The organism is Pseudomonas sp. CFBP13509, assembly GCF_005233485.1.
Lineage (GTDB): Bacteria > Pseudomonadota > Gammaproteobacteria > Pseudomonadales > Pseudomonadaceae > Aquipseudomonas > Aquipseudomonas marginalis.
In genome coordinates, this window is sequence record NZ_QGAA01000008.1 from 199,365 (window position 1) to 218,804 (window position 19,440).

The 19,440-nt window shown below is 59.4% G+C and carries 23 protein-coding genes; 12 read left to right on the forward strand and 11 right to left on the reverse strand.

Annotated features, from left to right (window positions below; genetic code table 11):
* Positions 1–89: 89 nt before the first annotated feature.
* The 4 genes from ada to PspCFBP13509_RS15650 form a co-directional block, all read right to left on the reverse strand.
* Entirely contained in the window at positions 90–1,136 is a 1,047-nt protein-coding gene (gene ada, locus PspCFBP13509_RS15640; RefSeq protein ID WP_137212297.1) for a bifunctional DNA-binding transcriptional regulator/O6-methylguanine-DNA methyltransferase Ada, read from the reverse strand.
* Positions 1,137–1,211: 75 nt separating this feature from the next.
* Positions 1,212–1,877: a DNA oxidative demethylase AlkB gene (gene alkB, locus PspCFBP13509_RS15645; protein WP_074846828.1), complete on the reverse strand. Its 666-nt coding sequence runs from the start codon at positions 1,875–1,877 to the stop codon at positions 1,212–1,214.
* Positions 1,878–1,881: 4 nt separating this feature from the next.
* The gene (locus tag PspCFBP13509_RS31515) at positions 1,882–2,049 is read right to left on the reverse strand and encodes a hypothetical protein (protein WP_178084549.1); all 168 of its coding nucleotides are present in this window, start codon (positions 2,047–2,049) and stop codon (positions 1,882–1,884) included.
* Positions 2,050–2,074: 25 nt separating this feature from the next.
* Positions 2,075–2,377, reverse strand: a complete 303-nt coding sequence (locus tag PspCFBP13509_RS15650) for a DUF1883 domain-containing protein (protein ID WP_003173824.1) — start codon at positions 2,375–2,377, stop codon at positions 2,075–2,077.
* Positions 2,378–2,589: 212 nt separating this feature from the next.
* Between PspCFBP13509_RS15650 and PspCFBP13509_RS15655 the strand changes: the two genes are divergently transcribed.
* On the forward strand, positions 2,590–2,940 hold the full coding sequence (locus tag PspCFBP13509_RS15655; RefSeq protein WP_027606592.1) for a hypothetical protein: 351 nt from the start codon (positions 2,590–2,592) through the stop codon (positions 2,938–2,940).
* A 20-nt stretch (positions 2,941–2,960) separates the two neighbouring features.
* On the forward strand, positions 2,961–3,191 hold the full coding sequence (locus PspCFBP13509_RS15660) for a hypothetical protein (protein WP_027606591.1): 231 nt from the start codon (positions 2,961–2,963) through the stop codon (positions 3,189–3,191).
* A gap of 9 nt (positions 3,192–3,200) precedes the next feature.
* Here the strand turns inward: PspCFBP13509_RS15660 and PspCFBP13509_RS15665 are convergent, their stop codons facing one another.
* Complete coding sequence (locus PspCFBP13509_RS15665; RefSeq protein ID WP_065927483.1) at positions 3,201–3,482, reverse strand: hypothetical protein; 282 nt, start codon at positions 3,480–3,482, stop codon at positions 3,201–3,203.
* A 141-nt stretch (positions 3,483–3,623) separates the two neighbouring features.
* Positions 3,624–3,809: a hypothetical protein gene (locus tag PspCFBP13509_RS15670; RefSeq protein ID WP_017528082.1), complete on the reverse strand. Its 186-nt coding sequence runs from the start codon at positions 3,807–3,809 to the stop codon at positions 3,624–3,626.
* A gap of 308 nt (positions 3,810–4,117) precedes the next feature.
* Here PspCFBP13509_RS15670 and galU point away from each other — a divergent pair, with 308 nt between their 5' ends.
* Together galU and gorA are read left to right on the forward strand one after the other, a co-directional pair.
* Positions 4,118–4,957, forward strand: coding sequence for a UTP--glucose-1-phosphate uridylyltransferase GalU (gene galU / locus PspCFBP13509_RS15675; RefSeq protein WP_003212579.1), 840 nt, complete (start codon positions 4,118–4,120; stop codon positions 4,955–4,957).
* A gap of 100 nt (positions 4,958–5,057) precedes the next feature.
* On the forward strand, positions 5,058–6,416 hold the full coding sequence (gene gorA, locus PspCFBP13509_RS15680) for a glutathione-disulfide reductase (RefSeq protein ID WP_065946965.1): 1,359 nt from the start codon (positions 5,058–5,060) through the stop codon (positions 6,414–6,416).
* Here the strand turns inward: gorA and PspCFBP13509_RS15685 are convergent, their stop codons facing one another.
* Positions 6,417–7,424 (reverse strand): DNA-binding protein, encoded by a 1,008-nt coding sequence (locus PspCFBP13509_RS15685; protein ID WP_065946966.1) that lies wholly within the window; start codon positions 7,422–7,424, stop codon positions 6,417–6,419.
* 170 nt (positions 7,425–7,594) lie between these two features.
* On the opposite strand from PspCFBP13509_RS15685, the gene PspCFBP13509_RS15690 reads away from it, so the two are divergent.
* The 3 genes from PspCFBP13509_RS15690 (at position 7,595) to ahpF (ending at position 10,920) form a co-directional block, all read left to right on the forward strand.
* Positions 7,595–8,527 (forward strand): site-specific integrase, encoded by a 933-nt coding sequence (locus tag PspCFBP13509_RS15690; protein ID WP_137212298.1) that lies wholly within the window; start codon positions 7,595–7,597, stop codon positions 8,525–8,527.
* 133 nt (positions 8,528–8,660) lie between these two features.
* A complete protein-coding gene (ahpC, locus tag PspCFBP13509_RS15695) occupies positions 8,661–9,224 on the forward strand; it encodes an alkyl hydroperoxide reductase subunit C (RefSeq protein ID WP_003173835.1) in 564 nt (187 codons plus the stop codon).
* Positions 9,225–9,354: 130 nt separating this feature from the next.
* Positions 9,355–10,920, forward strand: a complete 1,566-nt coding sequence (gene ahpF / locus PspCFBP13509_RS15700; RefSeq protein WP_137212299.1) for an alkyl hydroperoxide reductase subunit F — start codon at positions 9,355–9,357, stop codon at positions 10,918–10,920.
* 63 nt (positions 10,921–10,983) lie between these two features.
* Here the strand turns inward: ahpF and gloA are convergent, their stop codons facing one another.
* On the reverse strand, positions 10,984–11,505 hold the full coding sequence (gene gloA, locus PspCFBP13509_RS15705; protein ID WP_115487281.1) for a lactoylglutathione lyase: 522 nt from the start codon (positions 11,503–11,505) through the stop codon (positions 10,984–10,986).
* A 199-nt stretch (positions 11,506–11,704) separates the two neighbouring features.
* On the opposite strand from gloA, the gene PspCFBP13509_RS15710 reads away from it, so the two are divergent.
* Entirely contained in the window at positions 11,705–12,241 is a 537-nt protein-coding gene (locus tag PspCFBP13509_RS15710) for a DUF4946 domain-containing protein (protein ID WP_065927786.1), read from the forward strand.
* 111 nt (positions 12,242–12,352) lie between these two features.
* On the opposite strand, the gene PspCFBP13509_RS15715 is transcribed toward PspCFBP13509_RS15710, so the two are convergent.
* The 3 genes from PspCFBP13509_RS15715 to PspCFBP13509_RS15725 all read right to left on the reverse strand — a co-directional run bounded on the left by PspCFBP13509_RS15715 (position 12,353) and on the right by PspCFBP13509_RS15725 (position 15,416).
* On the reverse strand, positions 12,353–12,718 hold the full coding sequence (locus PspCFBP13509_RS15715) for a histone-like nucleoid-structuring protein, MvaT/MvaU family (RefSeq protein WP_027606583.1): 366 nt from the start codon (positions 12,716–12,718) through the stop codon (positions 12,353–12,355).
* Positions 12,719–12,901: 183 nt separating this feature from the next.
* Positions 12,902–14,458 carry an EAL domain-containing protein gene (locus tag PspCFBP13509_RS15720; RefSeq protein ID WP_137212300.1) on the reverse strand — a complete coding sequence of 519 codons (1,557 nt, stop codon included), beginning with the start codon at positions 14,456–14,458 and terminating at the stop codon, positions 12,902–12,904.
* A gap of 31 nt (positions 14,459–14,489) precedes the next feature.
* Positions 14,490–15,416 (reverse strand): LysR family transcriptional regulator, encoded by a 927-nt coding sequence (locus PspCFBP13509_RS15725; RefSeq protein WP_137212301.1) that lies wholly within the window; start codon positions 15,414–15,416, stop codon positions 14,490–14,492.
* A gap of 77 nt (positions 15,417–15,493) precedes the next feature.
* Between PspCFBP13509_RS15725 and PspCFBP13509_RS15730 the strand changes: the two genes are divergently transcribed.
* The 4 genes from PspCFBP13509_RS15730 to PspCFBP13509_RS15745 all read left to right on the forward strand — a co-directional run bounded on the left by PspCFBP13509_RS15730 (position 15,494) and on the right by PspCFBP13509_RS15745 (position 19,410).
* The gene (locus PspCFBP13509_RS15730) at positions 15,494–16,417 is read left to right on the forward strand and encodes a DMT family transporter (RefSeq protein WP_074846823.1); all 924 of its coding nucleotides are present in this window, start codon (positions 15,494–15,496) and stop codon (positions 16,415–16,417) included.
* A gap of 246 nt (positions 16,418–16,663) precedes the next feature.
* Entirely contained in the window at positions 16,664–17,740 is a 1,077-nt protein-coding gene (gene hppD, locus PspCFBP13509_RS15735; RefSeq protein ID WP_027606579.1) for a 4-hydroxyphenylpyruvate dioxygenase, read from the forward strand.
* A gap of 230 nt (positions 17,741–17,970) precedes the next feature.
* Entirely contained in the window at positions 17,971–18,534 is a 564-nt protein-coding gene (locus tag PspCFBP13509_RS15740; protein ID WP_065927492.1) for a fimbrial protein, read from the forward strand.
* Between the two features lie 84 nt (positions 18,535–18,618).
* Positions 18,619–19,410 (forward strand): fimbrial biogenesis chaperone, encoded by a 792-nt coding sequence (locus PspCFBP13509_RS15745; protein WP_235865589.1) that lies wholly within the window; start codon positions 18,619–18,621, stop codon positions 19,408–19,410.
* Positions 19,411–19,440 lie beyond the last annotated feature (30 nt).

The following is a 19,440-nucleotide window of genomic DNA, read 5'->3' on the forward strand; positions in this document are numbered from 1 at the left end:
ATCAGTGAGGCTTGTCGCTGTTTTAACAGGGCCCTTGGCACCCGGCCAGTCTGTTTTATTCACTGGACGAGGGACGTTTTTCGTGCGCGTCAGTGGTCTCTTTCCCGCTCCAGCAGCTGCCGCTTGCGTTCAACCCCCCAGCGATAGCCGGATAGATCGCCATTGCTGCGCACCACCCGATGACAGGGGATCGCTACCGCCAGGCTGTTCGCCCCGCAGGCTTGGGCCACCGCGCGAAAGGCCTTGGGCGCGCCGATGCGTTGGGCGATCTGCCCATAGCTGGCCGTGCTGCCCACCGGAATCTCGCGCAGGGCCTGCCACACCCGTTCCTGGAACGCGGTGCCACGCAAGTCCAGTGGCAAGTCCAGGCCCAGGGCCGGCGCCTCGATAAAGCCCACCACCTGCGCGATCAATTGTTCGAAACGGCGGTCGGCCCCCACCAGGTTGGCCCTGGGGAATTGATCCTGCAGGTCGCGCACCAGTTTGTCCGGGTCATCCCCGAGCAGAATCGCACACACGCCACGGGCGCTCTGCGCCACCAGGATTGCACCCAGCGAGCATTGCCCGACGGCGAACAGAATATCGTTGTTGGTGCCGCCGGCCTTGTAGTCGCTGGGCGTCATGCCGAGCCGTTGGTTGGCCGACTCATAGAAGCGGCTGTTGGAGTTGAAGCCGGCTTCATACAACGCATCGGTTACCGAATGCGCACCCTTGAGCCCCTCGCGAACCTTGCGTGAGCGATGGGCGCTGGCGTAACCCTTGGGCGTCAGGCCGGTCACGCCTTTGAACACCCGGTGGAAATGGAACGGGCTCAGGCCGGCCCGGCTCGCCAGCGTGCTGAGGCTGGGCGCGGTGTCGGCGTGTTCGATCTGCCGGCACGCGTCAGCCACCAATTGCGCATGCTGCGCAGCCAGTTGTGTCTGGTCACCGGCTGCGCGTTTGCTGGCGCGATAACCGGCGGCCTCGGCCTGTGCCGGGGTGTCGAAAAACTCGATATTTTCCGGGCGGGGCAATCGCGAGGCGCTGCTCGGGCGGCAATACACACCGGTGGTTTTCACGCCGTAGACGAACAGCCCATCGGCTTTCGGATCGCGGGCAAGAATCGCAGCCCAGCGCGGATCTTGTTCGGTAGTCATGGTTGGCACTCTTGACGGATCCTGGCCAGATTAGCCGTGCTGCAGTGGCCTGGCACTCCGAAGCTTGCGGTCAAATCAGCCGGCGGTGCGAAAAGTGAGGTTGATACGTTGCGGGCCCATGATCGGGTGCACGCCTTCCTTGATCGGCATCACCCCATGAAAGCGCAGCCGATCGACCCCGCCCCAGACCACCACATCACCATGGAACAACGAGACCTTGCGGGTCTTGTCACTGCGGGCGTGGCCACCGAACAGGAAAACTGCCGGCAGTCCAAGGGATATCGACACGACGGGCTCGCTGTAGCGACGTTCATTCCTGTCCTGGTGCAAGGACATTTTCGCGCCCGGAACATAACGGTTGATCAGGCAGGCGTCGGGGGCAAAGTCGACAAACCCGGCGTCTGCCGCGGCTTCTATGGCCAGTTGGCGCAAGGTGTCCGGCAGCGCTGGCCAGGGTTGCCGGGTGCGAGGGTCCAGGGGCGTGTAGCGGTAGCCGCTGGCGTCGCTGGTCCAGCCCAGCGCGCCGCAACTGCTCAAGGCCGCCGACATGGTAAAGCCACCGGGCGTAACCATTTGCCGAAATGGCGATTGCGCCAGCACACGGCGCAGTTCTGGCAGAAGGCGCTCAATCCAGGGCAGGGCATAGCCCCTTAACACGTAGGACTGTTCGCCGATCTGCTCACGTGCTGCGGGTTGTTGCAGGGCGTCATCGGCGAACAGGTCATCAGTGGGGCCGGGCATTGCCTTACAGCGCCTTGCTCACGTTGATGTCGCTGATGACATCGCTGGCATCGTGGATTTTCGCCAGGGCTTGCAGGGCCTCTTCCACGCTGTTGCTCGTAAGTTGGGCGAACTCAAAGCGGCGTTCGCCGTTGAGCTTGTACTTGATCACGTATTTGGTGGTAGCAGTCACGGTGATTTCCTCTGGCGTCTTCGAGTCAGCTCAGCTTGGTGCTGGTGCGACGTACGATGCGAATCTTGTGGGACAGCGCCGGCTTGCGGGTGACGCTGATCGCGCGACGCGTCACCACGTCCAGGGTGATGTTCCAGAACCCGGTGCTGGGTGCGGTGATCTTGGCGGGGAACTTGTCGAAGGCGCCGCCGTGGTATGTGTGGCGACCGCCATTCTTGAAGCTGCGAAAGTTCGCGTCGCTCATCAGGCGAATATTGCAAGTCTGCGAGCATTCGATGACGACAATGTCTCCCTCGTTGAGGTGCTCGCGCTGGTGGATAAATTTCATGAGGGTGTCTCCAGAAGGGCTTTTTCTGCAAAATCAGAATGATACGTAGGTTAAGATAGAGTTTATCAGCCCCAGCGCGTTTATTATCGGCCCGTCTTCAACGGCGTCGACAATTTAAAACAGTTATTTACCGAGTTATCAGGGATAAATCCTACGTGGGCGGGAGAAAATTACCATCTCCGCTGTCGTAGGGTCTTTATTGGAGGTTTTGTATGAAGTGGAGTGTGTTGGTTCTGGCCTTGGCGATAGGTGGGTGTGCTTCGGTTGCAGATATCAAGCAGACCCCGCCGACGTTGGCCGTCATTTCCGGGAAAAAACCCCAGGAGTATGCCGCGTGTGTGGTAAGGAAACTGTCGGCTACTCGTCGGCCGCCGCAGATTGAACCGCATAAAGATGGTGTGCAGGTTATCGTGCCGCAGAAATTTTCCGCCGATCCTTCGGCTATTTTCGAAATTGAAGAGCGCTCCAGCGGTAGCAGCATCAAGCTCTACGAGAGCATGTCCAACGTGCCGATCCGCCCGGGTGATGTGAAAAAAGCCGGGGAAGAGTGCATTTCCGGTTGAGGCCGCTGGGGAAAGCCGATATGAAGCGTGAACACGTCAAGGCCCGCCATGCCGAGGGTGAAATCTCGGCCACCCATGTCATCCAGAACCCCGCCGACCTGGGCGAGTGGATCGTCTTCTTCAAGAAAAGCGGAGGTCGCAGCTTTTTTCTGGTGGATGATCAGGATGAAGTCGAGTCCTTTGCCAGTCTTGACGAGCTGAGCGAAATCCTTCGGGAACTGGGGATCAAATTCGCCGAGATCCACCTGTAACCCGCGGGGTTACTTGCAGACCACCACCACACTGCGACTTTTGTAGTTGCCCACATCCTTGCCCAGAGTCTTGTCATCTTCGCTCAGCGCGGGTGTGCCCTCGGTGCCGATGATGCGATAGCCGGTGCCTGCGCAGGAGGCATCGGCTTTTTCGTAGCAACTGGCCCAGGAGTTGGCTTCGCCTGAACAGTCGATGGTCAGGCCTTGCTCGCCGTTCTTGAGGTAGACATCGGATGTGGTGGTGCAGCCGGCGAGTGCCAGTACCGCAGTCAGTGCCAGAAATTTGTTCATGTGTGTTCGTCGTCGAGGGTGTGGGAGGGGCGCTGACACTGTCGTGGGGCGTTTCTTGAAGATTATAGCGAACTGCCATCTAGGTACAGGCAAAACCAAAAAAGCCCCGTAAGTCGGGGCTTTTTGCATAGGCATGGAGGCTTACTTGCCCTTCGGCCTTTTGCTCGACGCGTGGCCTGCTTCATCCACAAACACTTCGGCGACTGCGATTGCCATGCTTTCGGTCTCGAAAACACCGGCGACGCTGTCTCCGTGGAAGTTGATCAGGTGCCAGCCGTCCGCTCGCTTGGTGATCAGGTAGCCGTTCACGCCTTTTGGTTCTGACATCTATTAACAATCTCATGGTCTGATTCAAGGGTGCAATGATAGCGCCAAATGTTCCAGGACCGCGCAAGTTATTCCAGGTCAGTGTTCCAGCCTGAAAAGCGTGCTAAAAGGGTTGCAGCCCCTTTAAGCATGAGCAGGCGGCTTTTTTTAGCGTGCCGGCAGAGCCGCTCTTTGTAAGATCAGCGGAACTTACGCCGACATTTTTTCTCTAGATGACATCGCAACGCCAGCAGGACCCATTGTAAGGTGACTGCGGCCTGATTAGACTGCGCCGAATTCCGTACGCACAGCCCTTTGTAAGGACTTATATGATCAAGAAATGCTTGTTCCCAGCAGCCGGTTACGGCACTCGCTTCTTGCCAGCGACCAAGGCCATGCCCAAAGAGATGCTGCCGGTGGTAAACAAGCCACTGATTCAGTACGGCGTCGAAGAGGCATTGGATGCCGGTCTGAACGAAATCTCTATCGTCACCGGTCGCGGTAAACGCGCACTGGAAGACCATTTCGACATCAGCTACGAGTTGGAAAACCAAATCAAGGGCACCGACAAGGAAAAATACCTGGTCGGTATCCGCAAGCTGCTGGACGAGTGCTCTTTCTCCTACACCCGCCAGACTCAGATGAAAGGCCTCGGCCACGCCATCCTGACCGGTCGCCCATTGATCGGTGACGAGCCGTTCGCCGTAGTACTCGCGGATGACCTGTGTGTAAACCTGGAAGGCGACGGCGTACTGACCCAGATGGTCAAGCTGTATCAGAAATACCGTTGCACCATCGTTGCGGTTCAAGAGGTCGATCCTCAAGAGACCAACAAGTACGGCGTGATTGCCGGTGACGACATTGGTGATGGCCTGATCCGCGTACGCGACATGGTCGAGAAGCCGGCGCCTGAAGATGCACCGTCGAACCTGGCGATCATCGGTCGTTACATTCTAACCCCGGACATCTTCAAGCTGATCGAAGAAACCGAGCCAGGCAAGGGTGGCGAGATCCAGATCACCGACGCCCTGTTGAAACAGGCCAAAGACGGTTGTGTGATCGCCTACAAGTTCAAGGGGCGTCGTTTTGACTGCGGTGGCGCCGAAGGCTACATCGAAGCCACCAACTTCTGCTACGAGCACTTCTACAAGACTGGCAAGGCTTACTGATTCACGCAGGCCTGCCTTTGAAAAAGCCACCTTCGGGTGGCTTTTTCGTTTTTCAGCCCCATGTAAGTCGGTATGCTGATGTCCTGCCGAGGAGAATGAAATGGCCTACGATTTTGACCTGTATGTAATTGGCGCCGGTTCCGGCGGTGTTCGCGCGGCGCGCTTTGCTGCGGGCTTTGGGGCCAAGGTGGCCGTGGCGGAAAGTCGCTACCTGGGCGGCACCTGCGTGAACGTTGGCTGCGTGCCGAAGAAACTGCTGGTGTACGGTGCGCATTTTGCCGAGGACTTCGAGCAAGCCAGTGGCTTTGGCTGGTCCCTGGGTGAAGCGAATTTTGATTGGCCGACCCTGATCGCCAACAAGGATCGCGAGATCAACCGCCTCAATGGCATCTACCGCAACCTGCTGGTCAACAGCGGCGTGACCCTGCATGAGGGGCATGCGCGCCTGGTTGATCCGCACCAGGTGGAAATCAATGGCGAGCGCTTTACGGCCAGGCACATCCTGATCGCTACCGGGGGCTGGCCGCAGATTCCGGATATTCCGGGGCGTGAGCATGCGATTGGCTCCAATGAGGCGTTCTTCCTCAAGGCGTTGCCCAAGCGTGTGCTGGTGGTGGGCGGTGGTTATATCGCGGTTGAGTTCGCCGGGATTTTCCATGGCCTGGGCGCGCAGACCTCGTTGCTCTATCGCGGCGATCTGTTCCTGCGCGGCTTTGATGGTTCGGTGCGCACGCATCTGAAGGAAGAATTGACCAAGCGCGGCCTCGACCTGCAGTTCAATGCCGATATCGAGCGCATTGAAAAGCAAGCCGATGGCAGTCTCAAGGCCACCTTGAAAGATGGTCGCGTGCTGGAGGCCGATTGCGTGTTCTATGCCACTGGCCGACGTCCGATGCTGGATAACCTGGGCTTGGAAAATACCGGCGTGAAACTGGATGAGCGCGGTTTCGTCCAGGTGAACGACCAGTACGAGACTACTGAAGCTTCGATCCTGGCGATCGGTGACGTGATCGGCCGTGTGCAGCTGACGCCGGTGGCCCTCGCCGAAGGCATGGCCGTAGCGCGTCGCTTGTTCAAGCCCGAGCACTACCGCCCGGTGGATTACGCAATGATCCCGACAGCGGTATTCAGCCTGCCGAATATCGGTACGGTCGGCCTGACGGAGGAGGAGGCGAAGAAGAGCGGGCACAGGGTGCAGATCTTCGAAAGCCGGTTCCGCCCGATGAAGCTGACCTTGACCGAGTGCCAGGAAAAAACCTTGATGAAACTGGTGGTCGACGCGGACACCGACAAGGTCTTGGGCTGCCACATGGTCGGTCCGGATGCGGGCGAGATCGTCCAGGGCCTGGCGATTGCGCTCAAGGCCGGCGCGACCAAGCAGCACTTCGATGAAACCATCGGTGTGCATCCCACGGCGGCAGAAGAGTTTGTCACCATGCGCACGCCTGTGTCCGACTGATCAGGCTGGCGGTGTTGCCTCTGGCGCCGTTGCAACGGCGGCGGCCAGGCGCAAGGCTTCGATAGTGGCGTGGGCCTTCATAAGTTCCAGTTCCAGGCGCTTGTTGGTGTGCCCGTGCTCAGCCAGCGCTTGTTGGCGTGACTCACTTTCAAGCAAGGCCACCCGCAGGCGCTCCTGAAGGAGAGTGCGCTCGCTGTCGATCTGGCTCACGTGTTCGCTCAGCTTCAGTTGCTGGGCCTGGTCTTTGCGGGTTTGCTCCTGCAGCGCAGCCAGTTCCTTTGCCGTCACTCGGTGCTCGATCAGCAGGCGCTCGTTGTCACGGTGCAGCTGGGTGATTTCGTCCTGGCGAACCATTGCGCTTTGCTGGGCTTGGCGCAGCTCTGCCTGTACTTGCTGCAGCTGGCCTTCGTGGCGCCGTTGCTCCTGCTCGCGCTGCTCCTTGATCGCATTGCGGTAGTGCTCCAGCGCCTCGCGGGCGTGCAGGTGCTTTTCTTCCAGCGAGCGAATCTGTTCGTCCTTGTCGTTGATCCTTAGCTCGTAATCGCTGCAGGCCTGGCTGAGCCCGGCGTTGCGCGTTTGCTCGGTTTGCAGACTGGTACTGGTGGTTTGCAGGGCAGCGCTTTCTTCTGCCAGTGCAGCCGCCTGAATATCGAATTGTTGCTTGAGTTCGCCGTGAGCTTCTTCAAGCGCCTCGATCTGGGCGAGCAGGGCGGATTTTTGCTGTTCGAACTGCGCTAGGGCCAGGTCAATCGGCTCTTGAGCCTTGTCCTTCAAGCGCTGCGCCAACCGTGCAACCAGCTCACCCAGCTCGTCGTCGATCGGCGCTTCGGTGATAGTCAGGCGGGCTTCGCTGTCGTCCAGCTCCTTCAAATAGCGGTGGATCGTGGTTTTCGAGCCGGTATTGCCCATCTCGATGCGTACCGCGTCGATGCTGGGGTTCTCGCCACGGGCAAGGATCGCCAGGCGTGCCGTTTGAACTACTGCTTTATTAATGCCGCCGCGAGCCATGGGGTCTCCGTCGATTTAGTACTGTGGTATGTATTATGTAGATACATACTCTAACACGAATAAAAACTCGTTAAAATTCATGATTTAACAGATGGGATATTGGCGTATTATCCCGTGTCATGAGCGACTGGAGCGCTTATACCTCTGCCAGCAGTACGAATAGGCCTCCCATGAGCGATCTGAACCGTTACCTCAACGCCGCCACCCGCGATAACACGCGCCGCAGCTATCGTGCGGCGATCGAACACTTCGAAGTCAGTTGGGGCGGATTTCTGCCGGCCACCAGCGACAGCGTGGCGCGTTACCTGGTGGCGCATGCCGGCGTGTTGGCAGTCAACACCTTGAAGTTGCGGCTCTCGGCATTGGCGCAATGGCATACCAGCCAGGGCTTTCCCGATCCGACGAAAGCGCCGGTGGTGCGCAAGGTGCTCAAGGGGATTCGCGCCGTGCACCCGGCGCAGGAGAAGCAGGCCGAGCCGTTGCAACTCAGGCATCTGGAGCAGGTCGCGGCCTCCCTTGAGGCTGAAGCGCGAGAGGCCAGTGAGGCGCATGACCCACCGCGGTTGCTGCGCGCCAAACGTGACACTGCGCTCATCCTGCTGGGCTTCTGGCGCGGTTTCCGTAGCGATGAGTTGTGCCGATTAAGTATCGAACACGTGCAGGCAACACCCGGTGCAGGCATCAGTCTGTACCTGCCGCGCAGCAAAAGTGACCGCGACAACCTCGGCAAGACCTATCACACCCCGGCGCTGCTGCGCCTCTGTCCGGTGCAGGCCTACAGCGAATGGCTCAGCGCCTCGGCCCTGGTGCGCGGTCCGGTATTTCGCGGTATCGATCGCTGGGGAAACCTGGGGGAGGAGGGCTTGCACCCCAACAGCGTGATACCGCTGCTGCGCCAGGCGCTTGAGCGTGCGGGCATCGCCGCCGAGCAGTACACCAGTCACTCGCTGCGTCGGGGCTTTGCCACCTGGGCCCATTCCAGCGGGTGGGACTTGAAGTCGTTGATGAGTTACGTCGGCTGGAGCGACATGAAATCCGCCATGCGCTATGTTGAAGCGACGCCCTTTCTCGGCATGACATTGGCCACTCAACCGCTGCTTTGAGATTTCTTCTATTAATACCGTCACCTGATAGGGAAAACCAATCGTCAGCATCAGGTTTGCCAATGAGCCATCTGCCGAGAGAGTGGGTAGGATTCACCTCATCAACTTCTTAACCCCTGACGGAGAGTCAACGATGCCTATCATCAACAGCCAAGTAAAACCGTTCAAAGCAACTGCATACAAAAACGGCAACTTCGTAGATGTGACCGACGCTGACCTGAAAGGCAAATGGTCCGTAGTGTTCTTCTACCCAGCCGACTTCACCTTCGTTTGCCCAACCGAGCTGGAAGACCTGGCCGACAACTACGCCGAATTCCAGAAATTGGGCGTCGAAATCTACAGCGTTTCCACCGACACCCACTTTGCCCACGCTGCCTGGCACAACACTTCGCCAGCCATCGGCAAAATCCAGTACACCATGATCGGCGACCCGACCCTGACCATCTCCCGCAACTTCGACGTCCTGATCGAAGAAGCTGGCCTGGCTGACCGCGGTACCTTCGTGATCAACCCGGAAGGTCAGATCAAGATCGTTGAACTGAACGACGGCGGTGTTGGCCGTGACGCTTCCGAGCTGCTGCGCAAGATCAAGGCTGCTCAATATGTAGCCGCTCACCCAGGCGAAGTGTGCCCGGCCAAGTGGAAAGAAGGCGAGGCCACTCTGGCGCCGTCCCTGGACCTGGTCGGCAAGATCTAAGTCTGTGAAGACGTATCAAGGGCGGAACTCCGCACTTAAGTAAGCTGCATCCGCCCTCAAAACGCCCGGGCGATAGTCGCTCGGGCGTTTTTTTGTCTGCAATAAACCGAATTAATAGGAAATCGCCCGTATGTTGGACGCCAATCTTAAAGCTCAGTTGAAGTCATACCTGGAACGGGTCACCCAGCCGATCGAGATCGTCGCCTCCCTCGACGACGGCGCGAAATCCCAGGAAATGCTTGCCCTTCTGCAGGACGTAGCCAGCCTCACCACGCTGATTACCCTGAAGACCGATGGCGATGATGCGCGTAAGCCATCGTTCTCCATCAACCGCCCGGGTGCCGAGATCAGCCTGCGTTTCGCCGGCATCCCCATGGGCCATGAATTCACTTCGTTGGTGCTGGCCCTGCTGCAAGTCGGTGGCCACCCGTCGAAGGCCAGTGTCGAAGTCATCGAACAGATCCGCGCGCTTAAAGGCGAGTTCAGTTTCGAGACTTACTTCTCGCTGTCCTGCCAGAACTGCCCGGACGTGGTCCAGGCGCTGAACCTGATGGCCGTGCTCAACCCGAACATTCGCCACGTCGCCATCGACGGCGCGCTGTTCCAGGCTGAAGTCGACGAGCGTCAGATCATGGCGGTGCCGAGCGTCTACTTGAACGGCGTGAACTTCGGCCAGGGCCGCATGGGCCTGGAAGAAATCCTCGCCAAGCTCGACACCAGCGGCATTGAAAAAGCCGCCGAGAAAATCAGCGCCAAGGAGGCCTTTGATGTGCTGGTCGTCGGCGGTGGCCCAGCCGGTTCCGCAGCTGCCATCTACGCCGCACGTAAAGGTATTCGCACCGGTGTTGCCGCCGAACGCTTTGGTGGCCAGGTGCTGGACACCATGTCCATCGAGAACTTTATCTCGGTACAGGAAACCGAAGGGCCGAAACTGGCCAGCGCCCTGGAAGCCCACGTGCGTCAGTACGACGTGGACATCATGAACCTGCAGCGCGCCAGCAGCCTGGTGCCGGCGAAGAATGCCGGTGATCTGCACGAAATTCGCTTTGAAAGCGGTGCGACCCTCAAGTCCAAGACCGTGATCCTGGCCACCGGCGCCCGCTGGCGCGAAATGGGTGTACCGGGCGAGCAGGAATACAAGGCCAAGGGCGTGTGCTTCTGCCCGCACTGCGATGGTCCGCTATTCAAGGGCAAGCGTGTGGCGGTGATCGGCGGCGGTAACTCCGGCGTTGAAGCGGCCATCGACTTGGCCGGGATCGTCAACCACGTGACCTTGCTGGAGTTCGACAGCAAATTACGCGCCGACGCGGTATTGCAGCGCAAGCTGTACAGCCTGCCTAACGTTGACGTGATCACCAGCGCGCTGACCAGTGAAGTCAAAGGCGATGGCCAGAAGGTCACCGGCCTGGCCTACAAGGATCGCGATACTGGCGAGTTCAAGACCATCGACCTGGAAGGCATCTTTGTACAGATAGGCTTGCTGCCCAATACCGACTGGCTTAAAGGCACTGTGGAATTGACCCCGCGTGGCGAAATCATTGTCGATGCCCGTGGCGAGACTTCACTGCCAGGTGTGTTCGCCGCCGGTGACGTGACGACCGTACCGTACAAGCAGATCGTGATTGCGGTAGGCGAGGGCGCCAAGGCTTCCCTGAGTGCTTTCGATCACCTGATCCGTACCTCCGCTCCGGCGTAAGCCCAGGTCAGGAAACGAAAAACCCCATGAGTGATCATGGGGTTTTTTGTTGTGTGTTGAAACTTACAGCGGCGCTGGCTGGATGATCTCGACCCAGTACCCATCCGGGTCCTTGATGAACGCCAGGCTTTTCATGCGGCCATCGGTCAGGCGTTTCTGGAAATCGCAGCCCAATGCTTCGAAGCGTTCGCATGCGGCGACAATATCGGGCACCGAGATGCAGATATGGCCGAAGCCCCGTGGATCGGTGTTGCCGTTGTGGTAGGCGAAGTCGGCATCGTTTTCGGTGCCGTGGTTGTGGGTCAGTTCCAGGATGCCCGGGATCGACTTCATCCATTGGGTACGCGCGGCGGCGTCGGCCGGGATCTGGGATTTGTCCACCAGGGCCAGGAAGTACAGGCTGAATTCGGCTTCCGGGAAGTCGCGCTTTTCAACCAGGGAAAAACCCAGGACGCGGGTGTAGAAGTCCAGGGACTTGGTGATGTCCTTGACCCGCAGCATGGTGTGGTTGAACACGAAGTTCGAGGTGGCGGTGTCAGGTTGGGCGGTGACGCCCGGGAAGGTGTTCAGTTCGTGCAGGCTCATGGGCCCTCCAGAAAAAAATGGGGCAAACGCGGCTCCAGGTAAGAGGAGCGTTCCCTTGGCTTGCGGCTGGCGTCCGTGCAGCCGGGCCATGATACGCAAGGCCCGCTTGCTGCGCCAAATGAAAAAGCGCGCGCAGGTCTTGCGACCGGCCGGTGGCGGGGCTCACACTTTGTCGCTTGAACCTTGGGTGTCTTTTGCAATGATCGAATGTCGTATACCGCTGTTGAGCGCTCTGTGTTTGCTGTTGGCCAGCCCCTGGGTGTGGGCGGGCGACCCGGAAATTCACTGGCCCAGCGGCTGGCAGGTAGAAGAGGTGGTGCCCGACGGCGACGCGCCGGCCACGCGGCAGCCGGTCTCGCGGCAGCGTGCGATCAAGAACGACGAAAATGGCAACACATTGATGGTGATGGAGTTGACGGGGACGCCGATCGAGGCCGGGCATAACGTTAATCTTCAGGGCGTATTGCTGGAGATGCGCAAGTCCATCCAGAAAGATTTTGCCCAGGGCGGTTATCAAAGTGTATGCAGCAAGATGCACTCGACAACACTGAGTCGCCTTGAGGCCGTGGAAACTACCTGTGTGATTACCGAGAATGGACGGCACGTCCTTTCGCAAACATTGGTGGGGGCTGTAGATACCGATAAAGCGTATGTTTTTTCATACGCGGGTCAAGCCGATGCCTACGAAGCCAGCAAGGATGAAGTCAGTTCGGTGCGCGCCAGCCTCAAACTTTAAGTGGGTTTCGCCCGTCGATTCTCAACAAGGTGAAATGTTATTTAAGTTCGGTTTCGAACCCTTGAATAAAAAAGCCCCGCATGTGCGGGGCTCTTTGTTAGTGCGCTGCGATCAGCCGCGAAGCCAGGAGTCTACAGTGGCCGCGCCATACTGTTCTTTCCAGGCCTTGAGGCCACGGTGGTTACCGCCCTTGGTTTCGATCAGTTCGCCAGTGTGCGGGTTGTGGTAAACCTTGACCACGCGCGCACGGCGCTGTTTGGGTGCGCTGGCGGCGGCAGCGCTGGTCTTGCCCGGGTTTGGATCAAGGATCAGGATAATGTCGCGCAGGCCTTTGCCGTAGGTTTTCATCAGTCCTTGAAGCTTTTCTTCGAATTCGATTTCTTTCTTCAGGCCGGCGTCGTTCTTCAGGGACTCCAGCTGGGCGAGCTGCTCTTGAAGGGCTTTTTCTGCTGCGCGAAATTCGGCGAGTCTGGACAAAATCTGTACTCCAATAGTGTATTTGGCTGATGTCAACTACAGACAAAGCTATAAGCCAATAGCGTTAAGGCGACTCACAGAAGAAGTCGTCCTGCGAGTTCTGCACAGGCAAGAAAAATTGTAGTAGTTAATCCGCCACGAGTAAATCACGTCTTTTGTCGTATTAACATTATTTCAACGCCGCTAGTGCGTGCCTATTGAATGGCTGGCCAGGTTTTTAATGAAATCATCGCAGGGTAAAGGCCTTCCAAACAGGTAACCCTGCAGGAAATCCACACCATGAGCGGCCAGGTATTCGCACTGCTCGGCAGTCTCTACACCCTCGGCAACGATGCCCAGGTCCAGCTTGCCGGACAATTCGATGATGCTGTCCAGAATATGCCGCGATAGTGCATCGGCACCGATCATGGCGACAAAACTCTGGTCGATCTTCAAGTAGTCCACATTGAAGTTACGTAAATAACCCAGGCTGGAGTGACCGGTACCAAAGTCATCGATGGCAATCATCACGCCCAGTTGATGCAAGGCGTCGAACAGTCGACGGGTAATATCCGTGGGCTCGATCAACTCGCGCTCGGTCAGCTCCAGCACCAAGGTCACCTGGCCCGGCGCAAAGGCGGCGAGAAATTCACGGCAATCCTCCACCAGTGCAAGGTCGTGGCAATGGCGCGCGGTGATATTCACGCCGATATGGAAGCCCGGGCTGAACTGCGTCGCATGGGGCGCCAGTTGGGTGGCGGTCTGGCGCAGCAGGGCACGGGTCATTGGCACTATCAGGCCGGAATGTTCGGCCAGCGGGATAAACAGATCGGGCCGGACCAGGCCTTCCTTGGGGTGCTGCCAGCGCATCAGCACTTCGCAGCCGGCCCATTCGCGGGTGTCACCGCGCACCACCGGCTGGAAGTACGGGATGAACTCATTGGCCCCCAGCGCCCGTTGCAGCTCATGGGTGGGCGCCGAGGAGCGCTTTTGCAGCCAGTGCGCAAGCAGGCCCGCGAGGACGCCAAAGAACACCACCAGGCTGAACAGCGCCGGGTAACGTGCCTGCATATAGCGCCACACTTCACCGGCCGGCATGCCGGCGTCGACGCTGTAGCGATAACGCTCGGACGCCAGGTGATGATGGGCCACGGCAAATACCGGGACTGCAGTGTCGTGCACGTTGCCATCGGCGCCGAGCCAGTGAGGGCCGACGTGCAGCACAAGCTGCGCATAGCGGCTGATCAGGCGCAGGGCGTTGGTCAGGTGATAGCCGTCGATGGAGGCAAACGCCGCTTTGTCGCCGTCGACCAGGCGGTAGACCAGCAGCGCGGTATCCGGCGTAACCGGGTTGCCGTTCATCAGCCACAGGCGGCCATCGACGTAGTCATCCGGGTTTACCGGTGACTCGTAGTTGCTGCCGAACAGGGAGCTGCAATAAATGTTTTTCTGCCAGGACAAGGTCGTCGCCCGCACAAACGGCCGGCGCGTGACCTGTTCACGCAGCGCCAGTTGCGCGCCACTGTCACACGGCTGTCCGGCCAGGGGCAGCAAGGCCTGGGCGGCGAGGGCGGTATTGTCGAGCATCAGGTCGAATTGACGTACGGCTTCCTGGGCGGTTTGCGCGGTGCTTTGTTCGAGGGTGCGTTCGGCTTGCCAATACAGGATGGCCGCACCGAGCAGGATCGGCAGCACACCCGCCAACAGGCTGATCGCATAGCGGGTGAGAAGTCTTCGCGGGCCTTTGACAGTGAGGGGCATGGGTTCAGGCCTGTTGCGCAGGGGGAGGGCTTTACCGGCAGGCCGGCGGGGAATGTTCCGATGATAGATGGCCCGCTTGGAGTTTGCTCGCCCTGACAAGGCTTTGCGCAATCTCGATAAAGGCCACGGTGGCCGGTGACGACTGCCGACGATCCAGCACCGCCAGGCCGATCTGGTGCGGCACACGGGGCGAAAGGGGTCGCTTCACATAGCGCGGATCAAGTGCCTGGGGCAGCGACGCTTCGGCGACGATGCTCAGTCCATCGCCACGGCTGACCGCTTCCAGGGTGCTCAGCAGTTGTGCACAGCGGTAACGAATCCTTGGTCGCAGTTGTCTGGCGTCGAACAGGCGGGTGACCAGTTCCGAGGAGCCGGCTTCGGTCAGGATAAAGGCATCGTCGCACAGGTCCTGCAGGGCCAGCGTGTCCCGCGCAGCCAATGGATGATCTGCCGGCAGCAGCGCCACCAGCTCGTCCTCGAACACGGTAAAGGTGTCGTAGCGCTCCTGTTCCAGCACCACAAAGCCCACATCGATCCGTCGCTCATCCAGCCACTGCAGCACCTGGCGGTCGGGGCCTTCGTCCACATGCACCTCAATCCCCGGATGGGCGCTGCGAAACTCGCTGAGGATGGTGGGCAGCAGGCGAATCGACGCGGTCGGCCCGAACGAGCCGATGCGCAAGGTACCGCGCCGCATGCCCCGGGCATCGGCCGCTTCTTGTTGCAGGGTGTTGGCCAGGCCGAGCATGGCACGGGCACGTCCGAGTAATTGCCGGCCGATGTCGCTGGGTTCTACCAGTGACTGGTGGCGCCGAAACAGCTCCACACCCAGTTCCTGCTCCAGGGCCTTGATGGCATGGGACACCGCCGACTGGCTGATGCCCAGGCGGTGGGCCGCACTGGTAAAACCCTGCAGCTCGGCGACCAGCGAGAAGATTTCCAATTGGGTCAGGGTCATGAGTGAAAGCTCATTTTACGATGATTAGTTATTAGCTGAAGAATACGCCAATTCTCCCCTTACCTAGAGCCATCCCCATGCATCCCGCCTCCGACTACCTGACTTATTGCAAACTCGCCGCCGTCACCATGATCTGGGGCGGTACCTTTGTCGCCGGGCGCTTCCTGGCCGACCACCTCAATCCGCTGCTGGCCGCCAGCCTGCGTTTTATCCTCGCCAGCCTGGCGTTGTTGCTGTTCATGGCCTGCGCGCGTATTCGACTGTTACGCCCGAATCTTCGGCAGTTTGCGCAGCTGGCGGTGCTGGGCTTCTGCGGGATTTTTTTCTACAACCTGTGCTTCTTCTATGGGTTGCAGTACATCAATGCGTCGCGGGCTTCGTTGATCGTGGCGTTGAACCCGGCGGTGATCGGCCTGGCGAGCTGGCTGTTATTCAAGGAGCGGCTGAGTCGGATCAAGCTGCTGGGGATCCTGTTGTGCCTGGTCGGTGCCGGGACGGTCATTGTCAGCCGTAACCCGCAGTTGCTGCAGGCCACCGCCGATGCCTGGATCGGCGACCTGCTGATCCTTGGCTGCGTGGCAGGGTGGGGCGTTTATTCGTTGTGTGCCCGTGGGCTCAACCAAAGCCTGGGGCCATTGCAGACGGTCACCTGGTCGGTGCTGCTGGGCACGTTGATGTTGATCAGCACCGCGTTTGTCACCGCAAGCGTCAGCGTAGAAGCGCTCGGCCGCTTGCAACTCACCCAGTGGCTCAGCCTGGCCTACCTCGGCGTGTTGGGCTCGGCGCTGGCGTATATCGGTTACTACGACGGCATCCGGCGTATCGGCGCGACGCGCTCCGGCGTGTTTATCGCACTCAACCCACTGACGGCGGTGATCTGCGGTGCCTTGCTGCTGGGGGAGCAACTGACGGCGCCCATGCTGGCGGGCGGGGCCATCATCCTGCTGGGCATCTACCTGTGCAACAAACCCCTTGCACAGGCCAGGGCAATGGGGATTTGATAAGAGTACGGACAAACGCAGTTACGCTGTGTAGAATCGATTTACGCATACAAGAATATGGACTTGCGCTCACGCAAGCCTCGGCCGTCAGAGACTGATGTAACCATGAAGCTACTCGGCTCCCCCCTCATCTTTGGTGACTTCCTCGCCCGCAGTGTGCGAGGCCTTTCCTGCGCGCCGCCCTCCGACCTCATCCTTGCTCGCAAATAACCAATTGCTACCCACAAGAATGATGAGGCGCCGGCCATGACCGACCACTATGAAAACCCAATGGGCCTGATGGGCTTTGAATTTATCGAATTCGCATCGCCGACCCCGGGCACCCTGGAGCCGATCTTCGAGATCATGGGCTTCACCAAAGTCGCGAATCACCGCTCCAAGAACGTCCAGCTGTTCCGCCAGGGCGAGATCAACCTGATCCTCAACAACGAGCCCAACAGCATCGCCTCCTACTTCGCCGCCGAGCATGGCCCGTCGGTGTGCGGCATGGCGTTCCGCGTCAAGGACTCGCAAAAAGCCTACAACCGCGCCCTGGAGCTGGGTGCCCAGCCCATCCATATCGAAACCGGCCCGATGGAGCTGAACCTGCCGGCCATCAAGGGCATCGGCGGCGCGCCGCTGTACCTGATCGACCGTTTTGGTGAGGGCAGCTCGATCTATGACATCGACTTCGTCTACCTCGACGGCGTCGAGCGCAACCCCCAAGGTGCCGGCCTCAAGGTCATCGACCACCTGACCCACAACGTCTATCGCGGGCGCATGGCCTACTGGGCCGGCTTCTACGAGAAACTGTTCAACTTCCGTGAAGCGCGCTACTTCGATATCAAGGGCGAATACACCGGCCTGACCTCCAAGGCCATGAGCGCCCCGGACGGCATGATCCGCATCCCGCTGAACGAAGAGTCGTCCAAGGGCGCCGGGCAGATCGAAGAGTTCCTGATGCAGTTCAATGGCGAGGGCATCCAGCACGTGGCGTTCCTCACCGACGACCTGGTCAAGACCTGGGACGCACTCAAGAAGATCGGCATGCGCTTCATGACCGCACCGCCGGACACCTACTACGAAATGCTCGAAGGTCGCCTGCCGAACCACGGCGAACCGGTGGATCAACTGCAGGCGCGGGGCATCCTGCTGGACGGCTCGTCCATCGAAGGCGACAAGCGCCTGTTGCTGCAGATCTTCTCGGAAACCCTGATGGGCCCGGTGTTCTTCGAGTTCATCCAGCGCAAGGGCGATGACGGGTTTGGCGAGGGCAACTTCAAGGCGCTGTTCGAGTCGATCGAGCGCGATCAGGTTCGCCGAGGCGTGTTGACCGCCGACTGATCCATGTGGGGCCTGGCAGGCTGCCCAGGTGCTTGACGAACATGCTCCGTATCCCAAGGTACGGAGCATTTTTTTTGCCTGCCCATTCAGAACCAGCTTGAAACAAACGCCTTTTCCAGGCCTGGGAACCCGATTGATCGCGATTTCCACACATGGGGGGCGCAAGAGCTGATGTTCTCCTGTGTCGCAACCGTGCATTCCGCGAACCCAACTTTAAGGAAAGACTGACTATGACAAAACAAACTCTGGCGGCTGCAGTGCTGGCCTTTTGCGGCTTTGCCGCCAGCTCCGCTTATGCGGCAGACGGTACCATCACCATCACAGGCTCGGTCAGTGGCACCACCTGTACCATCAGTGGCGGTACCGGGGCCTCGCCAGGTTCGGGCGCCAACTTCCCGGTAGTGCTTGACCGAGTGCAAACCTCGGCCCTCAAGGCCGCAGGCGATACGGCCGGCGCCAAGCGCTACTTTGTCTATGTTGGCGGCTCGGGTGGGTGCCCGGACGGTACCAAGGTCGCCGTACGTTATGAGCCGACCAGCCCTGGCATCAACCCGGCAACCGGCAACTTGCGTAACACGGCCACGGCAACGCCGGCCTCGCGGGTGGAGGTACAAATCCTCGATGGTGCGACCTCCACGCCAATGGACTTGCGCACCGGCAACAACTCGACCGTTGCCACCGTTACCAATGGCCTGGCGACCTTGCCGTTCTACGCACGCTATATCGCCAACGGTGGCGCGGCGGGCGCGGGTAATGTCACCAGCAGTGTGCAGTACTCGGTCACCTTTCCTTGATGCAGCCACGCAGATGACCATCGCCTGAGATCCTCGCTCGACCCGGCGGTCGGGCGCAGGACAACTGTTATCAAGGATTACCCGATGCAGGATTTACTGATGATCTTAAGTCGTCGAGCGATGTGCGTGGCGATGAGCCTGTCCTTGGGGATGGCCTCGCACATGGCGCACGCGGGCGTGGTTATCGACGGTACGCGACAGATTTACCCCGAGCAGCGACGCGAGGTCACCCTGCGAGTGACCAATGATGACAAACATGCACCCCGCCTGGTCCAGGCATGGCTGGACGCCGGTGACCCAGAGGCAGCGCCGTCACTGAGCGATGTGCCTTTCGTCCTGTCTCCGCCGGTATTTCGCCTGGACTCAGGCAAAAGCCAGTCCATGCGCCTGTCCTACACCAAGGCACCGCTGCCTGCGGATAGAGAGTCGCTGTTCTGGTTGAATGTACTTGAGGTCCCTGGTGCGACCAGTGAGTTTGATCCCACGCTTGAAGACGACCAGCGGAACCACTTCAAGTTCGCGTTCCGTATCCGCACCAAAGTGTTTTTTCGTCCGGCGCAATTATCCGGAACACCCGAGGAGGCGCCCGGGCTGTTGCGCTGGTCCCTGGCGCGGGTCGCCCAGGGCAACGAGATACAGGTGCATAACCCGTCGGCGTATCACGTCACCTTCAACGACATTGCCCTGCTCATGGGCGCTGATCCCGACGCGAAAAAACTGATCCTGCCGGAAGGGATGGTGGAACCAGGAGGCACGTTGAAGGTACCGGTGCCGAAAGCCGCGAAGGCAATACCTGCCGATGCGCGGGTGAGTTTCACCTACATCAACGATTTCGGTGGCTTTTCATCGGTGCAGCCTGCTGTGTTGCACCGCTGAACGCGTCCCCGGAACGTTGACGATGGCAAG

What these genes read in the sequence shown, in the direction of transcription:
- PspCFBP13509_RS15730 (WP_074846823.1), top strand. Translation starts at nt 15,494, where the DNA reads ATGCATCCCGCCTCCGACTACCTGACTTATTGCAAACTCGCCGCCGTC.
- PspCFBP13509_RS15690 (WP_137212298.1), top strand. Translation starts at nt 7,595, where the DNA reads ATGAGCGATCTGAACCGTTACCTCAACGCCGCCACCCGCGATAACACG.
- gloA (WP_115487281.1), bottom strand. Translation starts at nt 11,505, where the DNA reads ATGAGCCTGCACGAACTGAACACCTTCCCGGGCGTCACCGCCCAACCT.
- PspCFBP13509_RS15740 (WP_065927492.1), top strand. Translation starts at nt 17,971, where the DNA reads ATGACAAAACAAACTCTGGCGGCTGCAGTGCTGGCCTTTTGCGGCTTT.
- PspCFBP13509_RS15670 (WP_017528082.1), bottom strand. Translation starts at nt 3,809, where the DNA reads ATGTCAGAACCAAAAGGCGTGAACGGCTACCTGATCACCAAGCGAGCG.
- PspCFBP13509_RS15745 (WP_235865589.1), top strand. Translation starts at nt 18,619, where the DNA reads ATGCAGGATTTACTGATGATCTTAAGTCGTCGAGCGATGTGCGTGGCG.
- ahpC (WP_003173835.1), top strand. Translation starts at nt 8,661, where the DNA reads ATGCCTATCATCAACAGCCAAGTAAAACCGTTCAAAGCAACTGCATAC.
- PspCFBP13509_RS15725 (WP_137212301.1), bottom strand. Translation starts at nt 15,416, where the DNA reads ATGACCCTGACCCAATTGGAAATCTTCTCGCTGGTCGCCGAGCTGCAG.
- PspCFBP13509_RS15720 (WP_137212300.1), bottom strand. Translation starts at nt 14,458, where the DNA reads ATGCCCCTCACTGTCAAAGGCCCGCGAAGACTTCTCACCCGCTATGCG.
- galU (WP_003212579.1), top strand. Translation starts at nt 4,118, where the DNA reads ATGATCAAGAAATGCTTGTTCCCAGCAGCCGGTTACGGCACTCGCTTC.
- PspCFBP13509_RS15650 (WP_003173824.1), bottom strand. Translation starts at nt 2,377, where the DNA reads ATGAAATTTATCCACCAGCGCGAGCACCTCAACGAGGGAGACATTGTC.
- PspCFBP13509_RS15660 (WP_027606591.1), top strand. Translation starts at nt 2,961, where the DNA reads ATGAAGCGTGAACACGTCAAGGCCCGCCATGCCGAGGGTGAAATCTCG.
- PspCFBP13509_RS15665 (WP_065927483.1), bottom strand. Translation starts at nt 3,482, where the DNA reads ATGAACAAATTTCTGGCACTGACTGCGGTACTGGCACTCGCCGGCTGC.
- PspCFBP13509_RS15685 (WP_065946966.1), bottom strand. Translation starts at nt 7,424, where the DNA reads ATGGCTCGCGGCGGCATTAATAAAGCAGTAGTTCAAACGGCACGCCTG.
- gorA (WP_065946965.1), top strand. Translation starts at nt 5,058, where the DNA reads ATGGCCTACGATTTTGACCTGTATGTAATTGGCGCCGGTTCCGGCGGT.
- hppD (WP_027606579.1), top strand. Translation starts at nt 16,664, where the DNA reads ATGACCGACCACTATGAAAACCCAATGGGCCTGATGGGCTTTGAATTT.
- alkB (WP_074846828.1), bottom strand. Translation starts at nt 1,877, where the DNA reads ATGCCCGGCCCCACTGATGACCTGTTCGCCGATGACGCCCTGCAACAA.
- ahpF (WP_137212299.1), top strand. Translation starts at nt 9,355, where the DNA reads ATGTTGGACGCCAATCTTAAAGCTCAGTTGAAGTCATACCTGGAACGG.
- ada (WP_137212297.1), bottom strand. Translation starts at nt 1,136, where the DNA reads ATGACTACCGAACAAGATCCGCGCTGGGCTGCGATTCTTGCCCGCGAT.
- PspCFBP13509_RS15710 (WP_065927786.1), top strand. Translation starts at nt 11,705, where the DNA reads ATGATCGAATGTCGTATACCGCTGTTGAGCGCTCTGTGTTTGCTGTTG.
- PspCFBP13509_RS15655 (WP_027606592.1), top strand. Translation starts at nt 2,590, where the DNA reads ATGAAGTGGAGTGTGTTGGTTCTGGCCTTGGCGATAGGTGGGTGTGCT.